The organism is Nitratireductor lacus (genome assembly GCF_056431025.1).
Genome location: NZ_JBWKMB010000001.1, coordinates 104,927 through 121,955 on the forward strand (window position 1 = coordinate 104,927; position 17,029 = coordinate 121,955).

Here is a 17,029-nt window from a genome sequence, read left to right on the forward strand (position 1 = left end):
CTTTTCGCAGAAGCTGCGCAAAAATCAACAACCCTCGACATCACGGCTCTCCCCGCTCCTTGCGCAGCCGCGCCCAATAGTCGAGCCGCTTGCGAATCTCGCGTTCAAAACCCCGTTCGGGCGGATCGTAGTAGCGCCGGCGCCCCATCTCTTCGGGAAAGTAGTTTTGCCCGGAGAACGCATCCGGCTGGTCGTGATCATAGGCATAACCGGCACCGTAGCCGGTCTCCTTCATGAGCTTGGTCGGTGCGTTGAGGATGTGCTTGGGCGGCAGCAGGGATCCATTTGCCTTTGCATCGGCAAAGGCCTGCTTGAAGGCCGTGTAAACGCCGTTCGACTTGGGCGCGGTCGCCAGATAGACGCAGGCCTGCGCAAGGGCCAGTTCCCCTTCCGGTGAACCGAGATATTCGTAGGCATCCTTGGCTGCATTGGCAATGCCAAGGGCCTGCGGGTCGGCAAGGCCGATGTCTTCCACAGCCATGCGCACAAGCCGGCGACCGATGTAGAGCGGGTGTTCGCCCGCATCGAACATGCGGCACAGATAATAGAGCGCGGCATCGGGATCGGAACCGCGTACGGACTTGTGCAGCGCCGAGATGAGATTGTAATGCCCGTCCTGGCCCTTGTCATAGACGGGCGCGCGGCGTTGAGCGACACGCTGCAGCCCCTCGGCATCGAATACCTCGCCTTCGCGGGCGGCGCGCCAGACCTCTTCGGCGAGGGTCAGAGAGGCGCGCCCGTCGCCATCGGCCATGCGCACAAGCACGGCCCGCGCTTCCTCGTCCAGCGGCAGGGGTTTTTCTTCCAGTGCCTCCGCACGCTCAAGAAGCCGCATGAGGCTTTCTGGTCCAAGCGTGTTGAAGTTGAGCACACGCGCACGCGACAGAAGAGCAGCGTTGAGCTCAAAGGACGGGTTTTCAGTCGTCGCCCCGACGAGGACCACGGTGCCATCTTCCATCACCGGCAGGAAGGAATCCTGCTGTGAGCGGTTGAAACGATGGATTTCGTCCACGAAAAGAAGCGTCTGTCTGCCCTGGCTGCGCCGGAGCCGCGCAGCCTCGAACACCTTTTTGAGATCGGCAACGCCTGAGAAGATCGCCGATATCTGCTCAAAGGCCAGCTCTGTCTCACCGGCAAGGAGACGGGCAACCGTGGTCTTGCCGGTGCCGGGCGGCCCCCAGAAGATCAGCGAGCCGAGCGAGCGGCTCGCGATCATGCGGGTAAGCACACCGTCATCGCCGGTCAGGTGCTCCTGCCCTACCACTTCGTCGAGCTTTTTCGGGCGCAGCCGGTCGGCAAGCGGGCGGCTCACATTCGAGCCGCTATCTTCGGCAGTGGCGAACAGATCACTCATCGGTCATTCATCGAACCCAAATTCAAAAGCGCAGGCGTTGACGCAACGTGCGGCCATCCCGCTCAACGGCAAAGTCCCAGCGGCGCCCGGTGTCCCGGGCCACGACCTGCATGGTTTCGGTGTCCTCGATCTCTATGCCATTAACCTCACGGATGATGTCACCCGGCCGCAGACCCACACTGGCTGCGGGCGAGCGCCGGTCGACCTCCAGCACAACGACGCCTTTCCTGTTCAAAGGCAGTTTCAGGCGCTGGGCCAGGCGCGGAGCGAGCGTGGCGACCACAGCACCGGCAAATGGGCCGCGCCCGTCCAGCGTGACAGGCTTCGTATCCTCACCATCGGAGAGCCTTTCGAGTTCGAAGCTCAGCTCGAGCGTCGTTCCGTCGCGCAGCACCCTGATCACACCCTTCTCTTCGAGCGGGTGCGTAACAAGGCGATATTCGAGCGCATCGGGATGCTGAATGTCCGCGCCATCCATGGCCACCACCGCATCGCCCGGGCGCAGGCCGGCACGCTCGGCAGGACTATCAGGCGCAATCTCGCGTACGAGTGCGCCAACGGGACGCTCCATGCCAAGGGCTTCTGCGATCTGAGGTGTTACAGGATCAAACGAAGCGCCGAAAAACGGCCTTTCGAACGTATTGGCGCCGGAAAGCGCAGCATTGACCACCGCCCGCACCATGTTGGCGGGAATGGCAAATCCAATGCCGATGGAGCCACCGCTGCGGCTGACAATGGCCGTGTTGATCCCGATCACCTGTCCACGCATGTCGATCAGCGCACCGCCGGAATTGCCTGGATTGATCGCCGCATCCGTCTGGATGAAGAAACCGAAATCCGACACGCCGACATGGCTGCGCGCGAGCGCGGAAACAATCCCGCTCGTTGTGGTCTGGCCCACGCCGAACGGATTGCCGATTGCAAGCACCAGATCGCCCACTTCGAGAGAATCGGAATCGCCCAGACGCACGGCGGAAAACGCCGCATCGCCCGAGATCTTCAGCACTGCGAGATCAAGCGCCTTGTCCTTCAGCAGTATCTCGCTCTCGAACTCGCGCCCATCCGCCAGTGCAACCTTCACCTCATCGGCGTCGCTGATGACGTGGTTGTTCGTTACGATCACGCCGCTAGGGTCGACAAGCACGCCGGAACCCAGCGAAGAGCGGACACGGGGCGGCATTTGCGGACGCCCGAAAAACTGCTCGAAGAAGGGGTCGCCCATGAAGGGCGAGCGCACCTGAACAGTCGACGAGGCGTAGACGTTCACCACGGCCGGCGATGTTTCCTTGACGAGCGGCGCGAAGGAAAGCTGGATCTCGTCCCGCCCGAACGGAACACGACGTTCTGGCGTATCGCGCTGCGGCGCGACAAGCCGCTTCTCCCCGTCTCCCTTCAGGAGATCAGAAAGATATCCCCGCAGGGTTCCGCTTCCGCTTTCCTGCGCAAGAACCGAACCAGTGGCGACAACCACGGCCGCAAACACAAGAAGAGCAACCCTTGAGAAAACAGAACGCATCCGCATATGCCTGGCCTCTATCCGTTTTGGGAGAATGCAGGTGATCGTGTGAACACCCACGCCGGTTTTCTCAGAGCATTGTGCATATTGAAAGGCGCGAGCCCATCAAAGCCGTGAGTTTGCGCAACAAAAAAGGGGCCGCGAAGCCCCTTTTTTTAGTGTGCTCAAGGCGCGCAAAATTATGCGGCTTCGGCCTCTTCGTTGCCGCCCTCGGCTTCAAGACGCGCACGGTCGGCAGCGCCCTTCGCCTCGACATCGCGGTCAACGAACTCGATGACGGCCATTGGCGCATTGTCGCCATGGCGGAAACCGGCCTTCATAATGCGCGTGTAGCCGCCATTGCGCTCTGCGTAGCGCGGAGCGAGCGTGTCGAACAGACGCTTGACCAGGCTTTCGTCGCGGATGGCCGAGATGGCCTGACGACGGGCATGCAGGTCGCCGCGCTTGCCGAGCGTCACCAGCTTTTCCACGATCGGGCGAAGTTCCTTCGCCTTCGGCAGAGTGGTGACGATCTGTTCGTGTTCGATCAGCGAAGCCGCCATGTTGGCAAAGAGCGCCTTGCGGTGGCTTGCCGTCCTGTTCAGCTTGCGGCCGGATTTTCCGTGACGCATGGCCTTTCTCCTTCAATCCCCGTCGCCCGAACTTGGCGGGCTTTACGGGCCTAGTATTGGTCTTCGTAACGCTTGGCGAGTTCTTCGATGTTTTCCGGCGGCCAATCCTCGACTTCCATGCCGAGGTGGAGCCCCATCGAGGCCAGCACTTCCTTGATTTCGTTGAGCGACTTGCGGCCGAAATTCGGCGTGCGCAGCATCTCGGCTTCCGTCTTCTGGATCAGGTCGCCGATATACACGATGTTGTCGTTCTTCAGGCAGTTTGCAGAGCGAACCGAAAGCTCCAGCTCGTCCACCTTCTTGAGAAGCGCCGGGTTGAAAGCAAGCTCAGCCACCTGTTCGGCGGGCTGCTCCTTCTGCGGCTCTTCGAAGTTGACAAACAGCGCCAGCTGGTCCTGCAGGATGCGCGCGGCAAAAGCCACTGCGTCCTCGCCCGTCACCGAACCGTTGGTCTCGATGGTCATGGTCAGCTTGTCATAGTCGAGAACCTGGCCCTCGCGGGTGTTCTCAACCTTGTAAGAGACCTTCTTGACCGGCGAGTAGAGGCTGTCGACCGGAATAAGCCCGATCGGCGCATCTTCTGCACGGTTGCGGTCAGCCGGGACATAGCCCTTGCCGTTGTCGACGGTGAACTCCATGCGAATTTCCGCGCCCTCGTCCAGCGTGCACAGCACGTGATCGGGGTTGAGGACTTCCACATCGCCCACGGTCTGGATGTCGCCAGCAGTCACGGCGCCCGGTCCCTGCTTGCGCACAACCATGCGCTTGGGGCCTTCGCCTTCCATGGAGAGCGCGATTTCCTTGATGTTCAGGACGATGTCCGTCACATCCTCACGCACGCCGGGGATCGACGAGAATTCGTGCAGAACGCCGTCGATCTGCACCGCGGTCACAGCCGCACCGCGCAGCGACGACAGCAGCACACGACGCAGTGCATTGCCGAGCGTCAGACCGAAGCCACGCTCAAGAGGCTCGGCCACCAGCGTGGTGACCGTACGACCCTTGGACGAAAACTCGACCTTGTTCGGCTTGATAAGCTCTTGCCAGTTCTTCTGGATCATTCCGGGTTCCTTCCGTTACCCCGCCACCATCCATTCGTGACGGGCGTCCTGGAAACCGCAGAGGAGCGCACAAGGCGCTCTTGCGGCGACAAAACTCTGGTTAGACGCGGCGCTTCTTGCGCGGGCGGCAGCCATTGTGCGGGATCGGCGTCACATCGCGGATCGAGGTGATGGTAAAGCCGGCAGCCTGCAGCGCACGCAGTGCGGACTCACGACCCGAACCAGGACCGGAAACCTCAACCTCGAGCGTGCGCATGCCGTGCTCGGCAGCCTTGCGAGCGCAATCCTCGGCAGCAACCTGGGCGGCAAACGGCGTCGACTTACGCGAGCCCTTGAAGCCCTGTGCGCCTGCAGACGACCAGGCAATCGCATTGCCCTGTGCGTCAGTGATGGTGATCATCGTGTTGTTGAAGCTCGAATTGACGTGAGCAACACCCGACGAGATATTCTTACGTTCGCGACGCCGAACGCGTGCGGCTTCCTTGGCCATACTCTTCCTTTCAGTCGATCTCTACACCGCCGTAACACCAGCGGCTCCACCTGGAGAAGCGAATAGTGGTTAGCGAGTAGCGAGTAGCGAGTAGAAACAAGATCGGCTTCTATTCGCTATTCGCTATTCGCTATTCGCTACTCACTCAATTACTTCTTCTTGCCGGCGATTGCCTTGGCAGGGCCCTTGCGGGTGCGCGCATTGGTGTGCGTGCGCTGGCCGCGGACCGGAAGCGAACGACGGTGACGCAGACCGCGGTAGCAGCCCAGGTCCATCAGACGCTTGATGTTCATCGAAACTTCGCGGCGCAGATCGCCCTCAACGCGCAGATCGCGGTCGATCGTTTCGCGGATGGCGAGGATCTCGGCATCGGTAAGCTCGCTGACGCGGCGCTCAAGCGGGATGTTGACCTGCTTGACGATATCCCCGGCAGTCTTCGGACCGATGCCGTGGATATACTGAAGCGCGATCACGACGCGCTTATTGGTCGGAATATTGACGCCTGCAATACGGGCCATCTTCTTCTCCATGTGAGCCGGTTCCCCGGCGCTTCGTTTGCCCGCGTCCGGTGGAGGCCGGCCCTTGCGGGAGATGATTGTTCCTACAAACAAGAAGGCCGAGCCTGACGGCCCGACCAACGACTCGTTCGATCAGGAGACCGAGTGGCATTAATCGATAAACGCCACACAGTCAAGCACCGCCGGAGAATGCACCGGCTCAAAGTGACGCGAGGACCTGCTCGATATCCGCCGTCACCTCGTCGATGGACTTCATTCCGTCGACGCGCCGCAGAAATCCCTTGGCATGGTAGTAGCCGATCAGCGCTGCGGTCTTCTTGTAATATTCGCGCAGCCGCTCGTCGAAGACCGCGGCATTGTCATCCTTGCGCGGTGTCTGACCGGCGGCGATGGCATCCTGTGCACGCTTTTCGATGCGCCCTACCAGAGCCGCGTCATCGACCACAAGCTCGATGGTCGCGTCAAGCTTGACCTCGCGTTCGGCCAGCATCGCCTCAACGGCATCAGCCTGCGCTAGAGTGCGCGGATATCCGTCGAGAATAAAACCGTTCGCACAGTCGGGTTGATCGATACGTTCGGCAACAATCGCGTTGACGATCTCGTCCGACACCAGCTCGCCGGCGTCCATGACAGCCTTCGCGCGCTTTCCTACTTCCGTCCCAGCCGCAACCGCGGCCCGCAACATGTCACCCGTGGATAGCTGCGGAACGCCGTGCTTCTCGACCAGCCGCTGGGCCTGCGTGCCCTTACCCGCTCCCGGCGGTCCAAGAAGTATAAGCCTCATCGTCCCCTCTTACCCCCACGCAATTTGGATTTCTTGATCAGCCCCTCATACTGATGGGCAATGAGGTGACCCTGCATCTGCGCAACCGTGTCGAGCGTGACGCTCACCACGATCAGCAGCGACGTGCCGCCGAGATAGAAGGGAACGCCAGTCGCCGAAATCAGGAACTCCGGCAGCAGACAGATCAGGACAAGATAGATTGCACCGATCACCGTGATGCGCGTCAGCACATAATCAATGTACTCTGCAGTACGCTCACCCGGGCGATATCCCGGAATGAAGCCAGAATGCTTCTTCAGCTGGTCGGCGGTATCCTTCGGATTGAACACGATCGCCGTGTAGAAAAACGCGAAGAATGCAATGAGCGCCGCGTAGAGGAACATGAACAGCGGCTGGCCGTGACCAAGGGAAGCAAGCATGGTCGCCGCCCAGCCGGGCAGCTGCGTCGTATCGGAGAAGCCCGCAACAGTCGCCGGAAGCAGGAGCAATGAAGACGCGAAGATCGGCGGGATCACACCAGCGGTGTTGAGCTTGAGCGGCAGGTGCGAGGTATCGCCCTGGAACATGCGGTTGCCCACCTGGCGCTTCGGATACTGGATCAGAAGACGGCGCTGGGCGCGTTCGAAAAATACGATCACACCAATGACCGCAACCACCAGCACGATGATCGCAAGGATCAGTCCGGTGGACAGCGCGCCGGTGCGGCCAAGCTCCAGCGTGCCGCCGATGGCCGAAGGCAGACCAGCGACAATGCCGGAGAAAATGATGAGCGAGATACCGTTGCCGATGCCACGAGCGGTGATCTGCTCACCAAGCCACATCAGGAACATGGTGCCGCCCACAAGCGTGATGACGGCGGAAATGCGGAAGAACCAGCCCGGATCAGCCACGATATTCGCGCCGCCCTCCAAGCCTACGGCAATGCCATAGGCCTGAACCGTCGCAAGAATGACCGTGCCGTAACGGGTGTACTGGTTGATGACCTTTCGGCCCTGCTCGCCTTCCTTCTTCAGCTGCTCGAGCGACGGCACGACCGACGTCATGAGCTGCATGATGATGGAGGCGGAAATATACGGCATGATGCCGAGCGCGAAGATCGCCATGCGCTCGACCGCGCCGCCGGCAAACATGTTGAACATGCCCAGAACACCACCAGACTGCTGCTGGAAGGCCTGCGCAAAGGCGTCAGGGTTGATGCCCGGCATCGGGATGTAAGTGCCAAGCCGATAAACCAGCAACGCCCCGAGCGTGAACCAGATGCGTTTCTTGAGATCCTCAGCCTTCGCGAAGGCCGCGAAATTGAGATTGGACGCAAGCTGTTCCGCTGCCGATGCCATGAAGAATTCTCCGCTTCGTCGTGCCCTCCCGCAGATATCCGAATCGATACGGGCGCACGTTGTCGAAAACCCGAAATAGGGTCTGACAGGCATAGATGCAAGCGGCGGACAATCGCCCGCCGCTTGTGGATCGGATTACTCGGCCTTGGCCGCTGCTTCGAGCAGCTTAACCGTTCCGCCGGCCTTCTCGATCTTCTCGACAGCGGCCTTGGAGGCACCGGCAACTTCGAGAGTGACCTTCGTTTTCAGGTCACCGTCGCTGAGGACGCGAACACCATCCTTCGCGCGGCGCAGTACACCGGCCGAAACCAACGCAGCCACGTCGATGACCGCCTTTCCGTCCAGCTTCTTGGCGTCAATTGCGGCCTGGATGCGGCCCAGCGACACTTCATTGAAGTCGTTGCCGAAGATGTTCTTGAAGCCGCGCTTGGGCAGACGGCGATAGAGCGGCATCTGGCCACCCTCGAAGCCGTTGATAGACACGCCTGAGCGTGACTTCTGACCCTTCACGCCGCGGCCACCGGTCTTGCCGGTACCCGAACCGATGCCACGACCGACGCGCTTGCGCGACTTGGTGGCGCCTTCATTATCCCTGAGTTCATTCAGTTTCATAATATCGCTCCTGGGATCCTCAGGCCTCGTCCACGACGCGGACGAGATGCTGCACCGACGCGATCATGCCGCGCACGGACGGTGTGTCCTCGAGCGTGGAACGGCGGTGCATCTTGTTCAAACCAAGGCCGATCAGCGTCTGACGCTGGCTGGCCGGGCGGCGAATCGGGCTGCCGATCTGTTCGACGGTGACCGTCTTGCCCTTCTTCTTCTCTGCCATTTTCATCAATCCTTGCAAACCTGGCGATCAAAGCCCGTCAGTAAACGGGCCGACCTGCCGTGATCCTTATTCCTCGCTGCCTGCAGCAGCGCCGCGGCGCGCCTGGAGCGTGGAATATTTAATGCCGCGCTGGGCAGCAACGTCCTTGGGATGCAACTGATGCTTCAGGGCATCGAAAGTGGCACGAACCATGTTGTAGGGGTTCGAGGAACCGAGCGATTTGGCCACCACGTCCTGAACGCCGAGCGTCTCGAACACAGCACGCATCGGACCACCGGCGATGATGCCGGTACCGGGTTTGGCGGCACGCAGGAGAACACGACCGGCGCCATGACGGCCCGCAACATCGTGGTGCAGTGTACGACCGCCACGCAGCGGAACGAAAACCATGTCGCGCTTGGCGCTCTCGGTCGCCTTGCGGATGGCCTCCGGCACTTCGCGAGCCTTGCCATGACCGAAGCCGACGCGGCCCTTCTGGTCGCCGACCACGACGAGTGCAGCAAAGCCGAAACGACGGCCGCCCTTCACCACCTTGGCGACGCGATTGATATGTACAAGCTTGTCGACGAATTCGCTATCGCGCTCTTCGCGCTCGCGACGATCGTCCCTACGTCCTTGTGCCATTGCCCTTTTCCTTGTTCTTTTCCGGAAGCACGGGGTTGAAAATGATAATCCGGGCGCTCCGTTTAGAAGCGCCCGAACGGTTTAGAACTTCAGGCCACCTTCGCGGGCGGCATCGGCAAGAGCCTTGACGCGACCGTGGAAGAGGTAAGGACCGCGGTCAAACACCACTTCCTCTACGCCTGCCTTCTTGGCCCGCTCGGCAACCAGCTTGCCAACGGCTGCAGCAGCAGCGGAATCGGCGCCGGTCTTGATCTGGCCCTTGAGATCCTTGTCGAGGGTCGACGCAGCCGCGAGCGTGTGGCCCTTGGCGTCGTCGATAACCTGGACGTAGATGTTCTTGGAGGAACGGTAGACCGAAAGACGGGGCTGGCCATTGGAGACCGCCTTGATCTTCCGGCGAACACGTCCCGCACGCCGTTTGACGGAGACTTTCGAGACCATGGTTCGAGTTCCTACTTCTTCTTGCCTTCTTTGCGAACGATCGTCTCGTCCGCATATTTGACGCCCTTGCCCTTATACGGCTCGGGGCCACGCTTCTTGCGAATCTCGGCCGCAACCTGGCCTACCACCTGCTTGTCGATGCCGGCGATCACGATTTCAGTCGGCTTCGGGCAGCTGATGCTGATTCCTTCCGGAGCCTCGTAAATCACTTCGTGGCTGTAGCCAAGCGAAAGCTGCAGGTTTTTACCCTGCATCGCGGCACGATAACCAACGCCATTGATCTCAAGACGCTTCTCGAAACCATCCTTCACACCCTGAAGGATGTTTGCGATCTGCGTGCGCGACATGCCCCATTTGGAGCGTGCGTCCTTGGACTGGTCGCGCGGGTCGACAGCGATAGCGTCATCCTCGAGCTTCACCAGAACCTCGTCGTTGACGACGAACCTCAGCTCACCCTTCGGACCCTTCGCCGTCACGGTCTGGCCCTCGACCTGAGCGGTGACGCCCTGCGGAACCGGGACCGGCTTTTTGCCAATGCGAGACATTTGTCTGCCCTCGTTCTTTGTGTGCGTTATCTGCCGGATCAGAAGATCTGGCAGAGCACCTCGCCACCCACATTCTGTTCGCGCGCCTCATGATCGGCCATCACGCCCTTCGGCGTCGAAAGGATGGCGATACCAAGACCGTTGGCGACCTGCGGAATGGATTTCACCGACACATAAACGCGACGGCCCGGCTTCGAAACACGCGCAATCTCGCGGATCACGGAGCCACCTTCGGCGTATTTGAGCTCGATTTCGATCTCGGACTTGCCGTTGTCATAGTCGATCTGGCTATAATCGCGGATATAGCCTTCGGACTTCAGAACATCGAGCACACGGGCGCGCAGACGCGAAGCCGGGGTAGAGACCTTCGGCTTGTTACGGCCGATGGCGTTGCGGATACGGGTCAGCATATCGCCGAGCGGATCATTCACGGACATCGTTCTTACCCCTTACCAGCTCGACTTGACCAGGCCCGGGATGAGCCCGTTATTGCCCAGTTCACGCAATGCAACACGCGACATCTTCAGCTTGCGATAATACGCACGCGGACGTCCGGTCACATCGCAGCGGTTGCGAATGCGAGTCTTGGACGAGTTGCGCGGGAGAGCAGCAAGCTTGAGCTGCGCCTGGAAGCGCTCCTCGATGGGCTTGGACTGATCCTTGACGATCGCCTTCAGCTCTGCGCGCTTGGCAGCGTAGCGATCGACCATCTTGCGTCGACGCTTGTTCTTTTCGACTGCGCTGACTTTTGCCATTTAAAGTGTCCTTCTTCTCGCCTGCCGTTACTGCCGGAACGGGAAGTTAAAGGCCTTGAGCAAGGCCCGCGCTTCGTCGTCGGTTTTTGCAGTCGTACAAACGATGATGTCCATTCCCCAGATCTGATCGACCTGATCGTAATTGATCTCGGGGAACACGATATGCTCCTTCAGGCCCATGGCGAAGTTGCCACGTCCGTCAAAGCTCTTCGGGTTCAGACCGCGGAAGTCGCGGACGCGCGGAAGCGCGATCGTCACGAGGCGGTCCAGAAATTCATACATACGGTCCTTGCGGAGCGTCACCTTGGCGCCGAGCGGCATGCCCTCACGCACCTTGAAACCGGCAATCGACTTCGAAGCACGCGTGATGACCGGCTTCTGACCGGCGATCTTGGCGAGATCCTCAGCAGCCGAGGTCGGCTTTTTGGAATCGCCCGTCGCCTCACCAACACCCATGTTGATGACGATCTTGTCGATGCGCGGCACCTGCATCTCATTGTCGTACTTGAAAGTATCGAGGAGCTCCTTGCGGATCACCTCGTCATACTTCTTCTTCCAGCGCGGCTGGTACTGAGCATTAGCCATCGATCAATTCTCCAGAGCGCTTCGCCACGCGCACCTTCTTGCCGTCTTCCTGGACCTTGAAGCCAACGCGGGTCGGCTTGCCATCCTTCGGGTCGGCCAGCGCCAGGTTCGACAGGTGGATTGGCGCTTCCTTCGTAATGATACCGCCCTCTGCCTGGGCGGACTGCTTCTGATGGCGGCGAACCAGGTTGACACCGCGCACGAGCGCCTTGTCTTCCTTTGGCATCACCTTCACCACTTCGCCGGTACGGCCCTTGTCCTTGCCGGCGAGAACGACGACGTTGTCGCCTTTTTTAATCTTCTGCATATCCCCGGCCTCCTAGAGCACTTCCGGCGCGAGTGAAATGATTTTCATGTGGTTTTTGGCGCGAAGCTCGCGCGGAACCGGTCCGAAAATACGCGTGCCAACGGGCTCTTTCTTGTTGTCGACGAGAACGGCTGCGTTCTTGTCGAAACGGATGACGCTGCCGTCAGCGCGGCGAATATCCTTCGCCGTACGCACAACAACCGCCTTCATCACGTCGCCCTTCTTCACGCGGCCGCGCGGGATCGCCTCTTTCACGGAGACGACAATGATGTCGCCCACGGAGGCATACTTCCGCTTCGAACCGCCAAGCACCTTGATGCACATGACACGACGGGCGCCGGAATTGTCCGCCACATCGAGGTTTGTTTGCATCTGAATCATGACTGGCCGCCTTCTCGTTCAATGGAAAGCGGTTCAGATACTCCGCTTTCCGGCAATTTCAATGTTTATTGTGCCTGGGCGTCTTTAAGGACGACCCAATTCTTGTCCTTAGAAATCGGCGCGGTCTCCTGGATGGTCACCAGATCACCGACCTTGCACGCATTCTCTTCGTCATGCGCCTTGTACTTCTTGGACATACGCACCGTCTTTTTCATCATCGGATGGGTAAAGCGACGCTCGACGCGGACGACAACGGTCTTGTCGTTCTTGTCGCTCACCACGGTGCCCTGCAAAACGCGCTTTGGCATGTTCGCTGTCCTCAGGCCTTGCTGCCGGCCGACTTCTCGGCCGCGATTGTCTTGATGCGCGCAATATCCCTACGGATTTCTTTCACGCGCGCGGTTTTTTCGAGCTGTCCGGTCGCTTTCTGGAAGCGGAGGTTGAACTGCTCTTTCTTGAGTTTTGTCAGCTCGTCGGTGAGCTGGTCCGGCGTCATCGCCCTGACATCAACAGACTTCATAGCGTTCGCCTTTCCTACTCTGCAATACGCTGCACGAAGCGCGTCTTGACCGGCAGCTTTGCAGCGCCCAGACGCAGCGCTTCACGCGCAATGTCTGCACCAACGCCATCGATCTCAAACATGACGCGGCCGGGCTTAACACGGCAGGCCCAATAGTCAACGGAGCCTTTGCCCTTACCCATACGAACTTCGGTCGGTTTCGAAGTGACCGGGAGGTCCGGGAAAATGCGGATCCACACACGACCCTGACGCTTCATGTAGCGGGTGATCGCGCGGCGGGCCGCTTCAATCTGGCGCGCGGTAACGCGCTCCGGCTCGAGAGCCTTCAGACCGAAGGACCCGAAGTTGAGTTCCGTGCCGCCCTTGGCAGCGCCGTGGATACGGCCCTTGAACTGCTTGCGGAACTTTGTGCGCTTTGGTTGCAGCATCGTTCTCTACTCCAAAATTCCTAAGCGTTCTCGCGACGCCGGTTGCTGCTACCGCCCTGGTCACCCTCGGTGGCACGGCGTTCGGAAGCCATCGGGTCATGTTCGAGGATCTCGCCCTTGAACACCCAGACTTTCACACCGCAAATGCCATAAGCGGTCTTTGCTTCGGCCGTGCCGTAATCGACATCGGCGCGCAGCGTGTGCAGCGGAACACGGCCCTCGCGGTACCATTCCATCCGGGCGATCTCCGCACCGCCGAGACGACCCGCACAATTGATGCGGATACCCTCGGCACCGAGACGCATGGCCGACTGAACGGCACGCTTCATGGCGCGGCGGAACGCGACGCGGCGCTCGAGCTGCTGAGCGATCGACTGAGCGATCAGCGTGGCATCGATCTCCGGCTTGCGAACCTCGACGATGTTCAAATGCGTTTCCGCATTCGTCATCTGCGAGACCTTGCGGCGCAGCTTCTCGATGTCTGCACCCTTTTTGCCGATGATCAGGCCCGGACGCGCAGAGTGAATGGTCACACGGCACTTCTTGTGCGGACGCTCGATCACAACCTTCGAGATGGCAGCCTGCTTGAGCTCCTTCTCGATATAGTTACGGATCTTGAAATCCTCGTGCAGAAGATCGCCATATTCGCCGTCATTGGCGTACCAGCGAGAGTCCCACGTGCGGTTGATACCGAGACGGAACCCGATCGGATTGATTTTCTGACCCATCAGGCGGCCTCCACTTTCTCTTCCACTTCACGCACGACAATCGTCAGATGCGAAAATGGCTTCTCGATGCGGCTGGCGCGGCCACGGCCACGCGCATGGAACCGCTTCATCACGATCGACTTGCCGACATGGGCTTCGGCCACGACCAGCGCATCCACGTCCAGGTCGTGATTGTTTTCCGCATTCGCGATTGCCGATTCCAGCGTCTTCTTGACGGTCTCGGCGATCCGCTTGCGCGAAAACTCCAGGTCGGCGAGCGCGGTCGCCACCTTCTTGCCGCGGATCATCGCAGCAACGAGGTTCAGCTTCTGCGGGCTGACGCGGATCGTGCGCAATACGGCACGGGCCTCATTGTCAGCAAGCCTGCGCGGCGCTTTGGCCTTGCCCATTGTTATTTCCTCTTTGCCTTCTTGTCCGCCCCATGGCCGTAATAGGTGCGGGTCGGAGCAAATTCACCAAACTTGTGACCGACCATCTCCTCGGAGACGGAAACGGGAATGTGTTTCTGGCCGTTGTAAACACCGAAGGTCAAACCCACGAACTGGGGCAGAATGGTGGAGCGACGGCTCCACATCTTGATGACCTCGTTACGGCCGCTATCGCGCACCTTCTCGGCCTTCTTCAGAAGATAGCCGTCGACGAAGGGGCCTTTCCAGACTGAACGGGACACTTGCCGCTACCTTTCCTTAGCTCTTGCGCTTGTGGCGCGAGCGCATGATGAACTTGTCGGTCGACTTGTTCGACCGGGTCTTCATGCCCTTTGTGGGTTTGCCCCAGGGCGACACAGGGTGACGGCCACCGGAGGTACGGCCCTCACCACCACCATGGGGGTGATCGACCGGGTTCATGACGACACCGCGGTTGTGCGGGCGCTTGCCCATCCAGCGCTTGCGACCGGCCTTACCCAGGCTGACATTGCCATGGTCCGGGTTGGACACGGCACCGACGGTTGCAAAACAGCGACCGGACACCAGGCGCTGTTCGCCCGAATTGAGGCGAAGGATCGCCATGCCCTGGTCACGACCGACGAGCTGAACGTAAGCGCCGGCAGAGCGTGCGATCTGTCCGCCCTTTTCGGGCTTCATCTCGACATTGTGCACGATCGTGCCGATCGGCATTGCCGAAAGCGGCATCGCATTGCCCGGCTTTACGTCGACCGCCTTGTCGCTGGCGATGATCTTATCGCCGGCAGCCAGGCGCTGCGGAGCCAGAATATAAGACAGCTCGCCATCTTCGTAACGCACCAGCGCGATGAACGCGGTACGGTTCGGATCGTACTCGATACGCTCCACCGTCGCCGAGATATCAAGCTTGCGACGCTTGAAGTCGATCAGACGATAGGTACGCTTGTGACCGCCGCCCTGGAAACGAGCGGTGATGCGACCCGTGTTGTTGCGGCCGCCCTTGCCCGTCAGACCCTGGGTCAGGCCCTTCACGGGCTTGCCCTTGTGAAGGCCGGAGCGGTCAACGATGACCAGCTGGCGCTGGCCTGGGGTTACCGGTTTAAACTTCTTCAGTGCCATTGTCTCTTCCTCGCCGCCCGATTAGAGGCCAGTCGCGATGTCGATGGAATGACCTTCGGCCAGCGTGACGATCGCTTTTTTCACGTCGCTCTGGCGGCCAATCGTTCCGCGAAAACGCTTCACCTTGCCCTTGCGAACAAGCGTGTTGACACCGGTCACCTTGACGCCGAAGAGCGCCTCGACAGCAGCCTTGATTTCCGGCTTCGTCGCCTTGCGGTCCACATTGAAGACCACCTGGTTGTTTTCCGACGCCATTGTCGATTTCTCGGTGATCGCCGGGCTGACGATCACGTCATAGTGGCGAAGCTCCGTCATTTGAAACGCTCCTCAAGGGCCTCGACGGCGGCCTTGGAAAGGACCAGCGTGCCGCGGCGCAGAATGTCGTAAACATTGATGCCCTGCACCGGCAGAACGTCGATGTTGGCGATGTTTTGAGCAGCACGCTTGAAGCCGGCATCGACTTCCGCGCCGCCGATCAGCAGAGCGTTGCTCAGGCCGAGCTTGGCGAAGCTCTCCACCAGGGACTTCGTCTTGCCGTCAGCGAGGGCCAGATCATCGATAATGATAAGGCTGGAGTCCTTCGCCTTGGCCGACAGAGCGTGCTTTAGACCGAGCGCACGGACCTTCTTGGGAAGATCGTGGCTATGGTCGCGAACGACCGGGCCATGAGCGCGACCACCGCCGCGGAACTGCGGTACACGAGCCGACGAGTGACGGGCGCGGCCCGTACCCTTCTGGCGATACATTTTCGCACCGGTACGCGCGATCTCCGAGCGTCCCTTGGTCTTGTGCGTGCCCTGCTGCTTCTTGGCGAGCTGCCAGCGCACGACGCGGTGCAGGATGTCTTCGCGGGGATCGAGACCAAAAATCTCATCCGAGATCTTCAGCTTCCCGGCATCCTTGCCTGCGAGGGTCGTAACTTTAATGTCCATTATTCAGCCCCCTCGGTGGCGGCAGCTTCTTCAGCCTTTGCAGCGCCATTGCTACGGATAGCGGCCGGCATCGGCACGTTGTCTGGCAGCGGAGCCTTGACGGCATCACGAACCGTGATCCAGGCGCCCTTGGAACCGGGAACCGCACCGCGAACCAGGATCAGGCCGCGCTCGGTATCCGTGGACACGATCTCCAGGTTCTGCGTGGTCACGCGGTGCGCGCCCATGTGGCCGGCCATCTTCTTGCCCTTGAACACCTTGCCGGGGTCCTGGCGCTGACCGGTCGAACCATGCGAGCGGTGCGAGACTGAGTTACCATGGGTTGCACGACCGCCACCGAAATTGTGGCGCTTCATGACACCCTGGAAGCCCTTACCGATCGAGGTGCCCGTCACGTCGACCTTCTGGCCGGGGACGAAATGCTCGACCGTGATCTCTGCGCCGACATCCAGAAGGTTGTCGGGCGACACACGGAATTCGGCCACCTTGGCCTTCGGCTCGACGGAAGCGGTCGCGAAATGGCCGCGCAACGCTTTCGACGTGTTCTTCACCTTGGCCAGTCCAACGCCAAGCTGAACAGCCGTGTAGCCGTTCTTCTCCTCGGTACGCTGCGCAACGACCTGACAGTTCTCCATGCGCAGAACCGTCACGGGCACATGCTCGCCCGCTTCGTTGTAGACGCGTGTCATACCGATCTTTTGTGCGATAACACCTGAACGCATCGGTTCGATTTCCTTTCGGGGTTCCCAGCCCCTCG

At 60.2% G+C, this 17,029-nt stretch carries 28 protein-coding genes; all 28 read right to left on the bottom strand.

Going from position 1 to position 17,029, the window contains the following annotated elements; translation table 11 throughout:
- Window positions 1–40: 40 nt before the first annotated feature.
- Complete coding sequence (locus AC07E3_RS00530; RefSeq protein ID WP_065815261.1) at window positions 41–1,354, bottom strand: replication-associated recombination protein A; 1,314 nt, start codon at window positions 1,352–1,354, stop codon at window positions 41–43.
- Between the two features lie 22 nt (window positions 1,355–1,376).
- Window positions 1,377–2,876: a DegQ family serine endoprotease gene (locus AC07E3_RS00535; protein WP_478360000.1), complete on the bottom strand. Its 1,500-nt coding sequence runs from the start codon at window positions 2,874–2,876 to the stop codon at window positions 1,377–1,379.
- Between the two features lie 173 nt (window positions 2,877–3,049).
- Window positions 3,050–3,481 (bottom strand): 50S ribosomal protein L17, encoded by a 432-nt coding sequence (gene rplQ / locus AC07E3_RS00540; protein ID WP_007009539.1) that lies wholly within the window; start codon window positions 3,479–3,481, stop codon window positions 3,050–3,052.
- A 50-nt stretch (window positions 3,482–3,531) separates the two neighbouring features.
- The gene (locus AC07E3_RS00545; protein ID WP_065815259.1) at window positions 3,532–4,542 is read right to left on the bottom strand and encodes a DNA-directed RNA polymerase subunit alpha; all 1,011 of its coding nucleotides are present in this window, start codon (window positions 4,540–4,542) and stop codon (window positions 3,532–3,534) included.
- A gap of 100 nt (window positions 4,543–4,642) precedes the next feature.
- Complete coding sequence (gene rpsK, locus AC07E3_RS00550) at window positions 4,643–5,032, bottom strand: 30S ribosomal protein S11 (protein WP_007009537.1); 390 nt, start codon at window positions 5,030–5,032, stop codon at window positions 4,643–4,645.
- A 149-nt stretch (window positions 5,033–5,181) separates the two neighbouring features.
- On the bottom strand, window positions 5,182–5,550 hold the full coding sequence (gene rpsM, locus AC07E3_RS00555) for a 30S ribosomal protein S13 (RefSeq protein WP_007009536.1): 369 nt from the start codon (window positions 5,548–5,550) through the stop codon (window positions 5,182–5,184).
- A 199-nt stretch (window positions 5,551–5,749) separates the two neighbouring features.
- Entirely contained in the window at window positions 5,750–6,334 is a 585-nt protein-coding gene (locus tag AC07E3_RS00560; RefSeq protein WP_478360001.1) for an adenylate kinase, read from the bottom strand.
- On the bottom strand, window positions 6,331–7,671 hold the full coding sequence (gene secY / locus AC07E3_RS00565; protein ID WP_336071551.1) for a preprotein translocase subunit SecY: 1,341 nt from the start codon (window positions 7,669–7,671) through the stop codon (window positions 6,331–6,333). Before secY ends, AC07E3_RS00560 begins: the two co-directional genes overlap by 4 nt.
- Before the next feature lie 135 nt (window positions 7,672–7,806).
- Window positions 7,807–8,283 (bottom strand): 50S ribosomal protein L15, encoded by a 477-nt coding sequence (rplO, locus tag AC07E3_RS00570; protein WP_007009533.1) that lies wholly within the window; start codon window positions 8,281–8,283, stop codon window positions 7,807–7,809.
- Window positions 8,284–8,302: 19 nt separating this feature from the next.
- Window positions 8,303–8,503: a 50S ribosomal protein L30 gene (rpmD, locus tag AC07E3_RS00575; RefSeq protein ID WP_007009532.1), complete on the bottom strand. Its 201-nt coding sequence runs from the start codon at window positions 8,501–8,503 to the stop codon at window positions 8,303–8,305.
- A 66-nt stretch (window positions 8,504–8,569) separates the two neighbouring features.
- Window positions 8,570–9,127, bottom strand: coding sequence for a 30S ribosomal protein S5 (gene rpsE, locus AC07E3_RS00580; RefSeq protein WP_336071553.1), 558 nt, complete (start codon window positions 9,125–9,127; stop codon window positions 8,570–8,572).
- A gap of 81 nt (window positions 9,128–9,208) precedes the next feature.
- Window positions 9,209–9,568, bottom strand: coding sequence for a 50S ribosomal protein L18 (rplR, locus tag AC07E3_RS00585; protein ID WP_007009530.1), 360 nt, complete (start codon window positions 9,566–9,568; stop codon window positions 9,209–9,211).
- 11 nt (window positions 9,569–9,579) lie between these two features.
- Window positions 9,580–10,113: a 50S ribosomal protein L6 gene (gene rplF / locus AC07E3_RS00590; RefSeq protein WP_478360002.1), complete on the bottom strand. Its 534-nt coding sequence runs from the start codon at window positions 10,111–10,113 to the stop codon at window positions 9,580–9,582.
- A gap of 38 nt (window positions 10,114–10,151) precedes the next feature.
- Window positions 10,152–10,550: a 30S ribosomal protein S8 gene (gene rpsH, locus AC07E3_RS00595; RefSeq protein ID WP_025030949.1), complete on the bottom strand. Its 399-nt coding sequence runs from the start codon at window positions 10,548–10,550 to the stop codon at window positions 10,152–10,154.
- A 12-nt stretch (window positions 10,551–10,562) separates the two neighbouring features.
- The gene (gene rpsN / locus AC07E3_RS00600) at window positions 10,563–10,868 is read right to left on the bottom strand and encodes a 30S ribosomal protein S14 (RefSeq protein ID WP_007009526.1); all 306 of its coding nucleotides are present in this window, start codon (window positions 10,866–10,868) and stop codon (window positions 10,563–10,565) included.
- Window positions 10,869–10,895: 27 nt separating this feature from the next.
- Window positions 10,896–11,453 carry a 50S ribosomal protein L5 gene (gene rplE / locus AC07E3_RS00605; protein ID WP_065815256.1) on the bottom strand — a complete coding sequence of 186 codons (558 nt, stop codon included), beginning with the start codon at window positions 11,451–11,453 and terminating at the stop codon, window positions 10,896–10,898.
- On the bottom strand, window positions 11,446–11,760 hold the full coding sequence (gene rplX / locus AC07E3_RS00610) for a 50S ribosomal protein L24 (protein ID WP_007009524.1): 315 nt from the start codon (window positions 11,758–11,760) through the stop codon (window positions 11,446–11,448). The genes rplE and rplX overlap by 8 nt, the downstream gene beginning before the upstream one ends.
- A gap of 12 nt (window positions 11,761–11,772) precedes the next feature.
- On the bottom strand, window positions 11,773–12,141 hold the full coding sequence (gene rplN, locus AC07E3_RS00615) for a 50S ribosomal protein L14 (RefSeq protein WP_007009523.1): 369 nt from the start codon (window positions 12,139–12,141) through the stop codon (window positions 11,773–11,775).
- A 65-nt stretch (window positions 12,142–12,206) separates the two neighbouring features.
- Complete coding sequence (gene rpsQ, locus AC07E3_RS00620; protein ID WP_007009522.1) at window positions 12,207–12,449, bottom strand: 30S ribosomal protein S17; 243 nt, start codon at window positions 12,447–12,449, stop codon at window positions 12,207–12,209.
- An 11-nt stretch (window positions 12,450–12,460) separates the two neighbouring features.
- A complete protein-coding gene (gene rpmC / locus AC07E3_RS00625) occupies window positions 12,461–12,661 on the bottom strand; it encodes a 50S ribosomal protein L29 (protein WP_478360003.1) in 201 nt (66 codons plus the stop codon).
- A 14-nt stretch (window positions 12,662–12,675) separates the two neighbouring features.
- Complete coding sequence (gene rplP, locus AC07E3_RS00630) at window positions 12,676–13,089, bottom strand: 50S ribosomal protein L16 (protein WP_007009520.1); 414 nt, start codon at window positions 13,087–13,089, stop codon at window positions 12,676–12,678.
- Window positions 13,090–13,109: 20 nt separating this feature from the next.
- The gene (rpsC, locus tag AC07E3_RS00635; protein WP_223020757.1) at window positions 13,110–13,817 is read right to left on the bottom strand and encodes a 30S ribosomal protein S3; all 708 of its coding nucleotides are present in this window, start codon (window positions 13,815–13,817) and stop codon (window positions 13,110–13,112) included.
- Complete coding sequence (rplV, locus tag AC07E3_RS00640; protein ID WP_007009518.1) at window positions 13,817–14,206, bottom strand: 50S ribosomal protein L22; 390 nt, start codon at window positions 14,204–14,206, stop codon at window positions 13,817–13,819. The genes rpsC and rplV overlap by 1 nt, the downstream gene beginning before the upstream one ends.
- Window positions 14,207–14,208: 2 nt before the next feature.
- Entirely contained in the window at window positions 14,209–14,487 is a 279-nt protein-coding gene (rpsS, locus tag AC07E3_RS00645; protein WP_009452531.1) for a 30S ribosomal protein S19, read from the bottom strand.
- A 16-nt stretch (window positions 14,488–14,503) separates the two neighbouring features.
- On the bottom strand, window positions 14,504–15,340 hold the full coding sequence (gene rplB / locus AC07E3_RS00650) for a 50S ribosomal protein L2 (protein ID WP_292895762.1): 837 nt from the start codon (window positions 15,338–15,340) through the stop codon (window positions 14,504–14,506).
- A gap of 21 nt (window positions 15,341–15,361) precedes the next feature.
- Window positions 15,362–15,655 (bottom strand): 50S ribosomal protein L23, encoded by a 294-nt coding sequence (locus AC07E3_RS00655; protein ID WP_007009515.1) that lies wholly within the window; start codon window positions 15,653–15,655, stop codon window positions 15,362–15,364.
- Window positions 15,652–16,272, bottom strand: coding sequence for a 50S ribosomal protein L4 (gene rplD, locus AC07E3_RS00660; protein WP_229446814.1), 621 nt, complete (start codon window positions 16,270–16,272; stop codon window positions 15,652–15,654). The genes AC07E3_RS00655 and rplD overlap by 4 nt, the downstream gene beginning before the upstream one ends.
- Complete coding sequence (gene rplC, locus AC07E3_RS00665) at window positions 16,272–16,994, bottom strand: 50S ribosomal protein L3 (protein WP_007009512.1); 723 nt, start codon at window positions 16,992–16,994, stop codon at window positions 16,272–16,274. Before rplC ends, rplD begins: the two co-directional genes overlap by 1 nt.
- Window positions 16,995–17,029: the final 35 nt, after the last annotated feature.

Coding starts and splice junctions, on each gene's coding strand:
- AC07E3_RS00530 (WP_065815261.1), bottom strand. CDS start 1,354: ATGAGTGATCTGTTCGCCACTGCCGAAGATAGCGGCTCGAATGTGAGC.
- AC07E3_RS00535 (WP_478360000.1), bottom strand. CDS start 2,876: ATGCGGATGCGTTCTGTTTTCTCAAGGGTTGCTCTTCTTGTGTTTGCG.
- rplQ (WP_007009539.1), bottom strand. CDS start 3,481: ATGCGTCACGGAAAATCCGGCCGCAAGCTGAACAGGACGGCAAGCCAC.
- AC07E3_RS00545 (WP_065815259.1), bottom strand. CDS start 4,542: ATGATCCAGAAGAACTGGCAAGAGCTTATCAAGCCGAACAAGGTCGAG.
- rpsK (WP_007009537.1), bottom strand. CDS start 5,032: ATGGCCAAGGAAGCCGCACGCGTTCGGCGTCGCGAACGTAAGAATATC.
- rpsM (WP_007009536.1), bottom strand. CDS start 5,550: ATGGCCCGTATTGCAGGCGTCAATATTCCGACCAATAAGCGCGTCGTG.
- AC07E3_RS00560 (WP_478360001.1), bottom strand. CDS start 6,334: ATGAGGCTTATACTTCTTGGACCGCCGGGAGCGGGTAAGGGCACGCAG.
- secY (WP_336071551.1), bottom strand. CDS start 7,671: ATGGCATCGGCAGCGGAACAGCTTGCGTCCAATCTCAATTTCGCGGCC.
- rplO (WP_007009533.1), bottom strand. CDS start 8,283: ATGAAACTGAATGAACTCAGGGATAATGAAGGCGCCACCAAGTCGCGC.
- rpmD (WP_007009532.1), bottom strand. CDS start 8,503: ATGGCAGAGAAGAAGAAGGGCAAGACGGTCACCGTCGAACAGATCGGC.
- rpsE (WP_336071553.1), bottom strand. CDS start 9,127: ATGGCACAAGGACGTAGGGACGATCGTCGCGAGCGCGAAGAGCGCGAT.
- rplR (WP_007009530.1), bottom strand. CDS start 9,568: ATGGTCTCGAAAGTCTCCGTCAAACGGCGTGCGGGACGTGTTCGCCGG.
- rplF (WP_478360002.1), bottom strand. CDS start 10,113: ATGTCTCGCATTGGCAAAAAGCCGGTCCCGGTTCCGCAGGGCGTCACC.
- rpsH (WP_025030949.1), bottom strand. CDS start 10,550: ATGTCCGTGAATGATCCGCTCGGCGATATGCTGACCCGTATCCGCAAC.
- rpsN (WP_007009526.1), bottom strand. CDS start 10,868: ATGGCAAAAGTCAGCGCAGTCGAAAAGAACAAGCGTCGACGCAAGATG.
- rplE (WP_065815256.1), bottom strand. CDS start 11,453: ATGGCTAATGCTCAGTACCAGCCGCGCTGGAAGAAGAAGTATGACGAG.
- rplX (WP_007009524.1), bottom strand. CDS start 11,760: ATGCAGAAGATTAAAAAAGGCGACAACGTCGTCGTTCTCGCCGGCAAG.
- rplN (WP_007009523.1), bottom strand. CDS start 12,141: ATGATTCAGATGCAAACAAACCTCGATGTGGCGGACAATTCCGGCGCC.
- rpsQ (WP_007009522.1), bottom strand. CDS start 12,449: ATGCCAAAGCGCGTTTTGCAGGGCACCGTGGTGAGCGACAAGAACGAC.
- rpmC (WP_478360003.1), bottom strand. CDS start 12,661: ATGAAGTCTGTTGATGTCAGGGCGATGACGCCGGACCAGCTCACCGAC.
- rplP (WP_007009520.1), bottom strand. CDS start 13,089: ATGCTGCAACCAAAGCGCACAAAGTTCCGCAAGCAGTTCAAGGGCCGT.
- rpsC (WP_223020757.1), bottom strand. CDS start 13,817: ATGGGTCAGAAAATCAATCCGATCGGGTTCCGTCTCGGTATCAACCGC.
- rplV (WP_007009518.1), bottom strand. CDS start 14,206: ATGGGCAAGGCCAAAGCGCCGCGCAGGCTTGCTGACAATGAGGCCCGT.
- rplB (WP_292895762.1), bottom strand. CDS start 15,340: ATGGCACTGAAGAAGTTTAAACCGGTAACCCCAGGCCAGCGCCAGCTG.
- AC07E3_RS00655 (WP_007009515.1), bottom strand. CDS start 15,655: ATGACGGAGCTTCGCCACTATGACGTGATCGTCAGCCCGGCGATCACC.
- rplD (WP_229446814.1), bottom strand. CDS start 16,272: ATGGACATTAAAGTTACGACCCTCGCAGGCAAGGATGCCGGGAAGCTG.
- rplC (WP_007009512.1), bottom strand. CDS start 16,994: ATGCGTTCAGGTGTTATCGCACAAAAGATCGGTATGACACGCGTCTAC.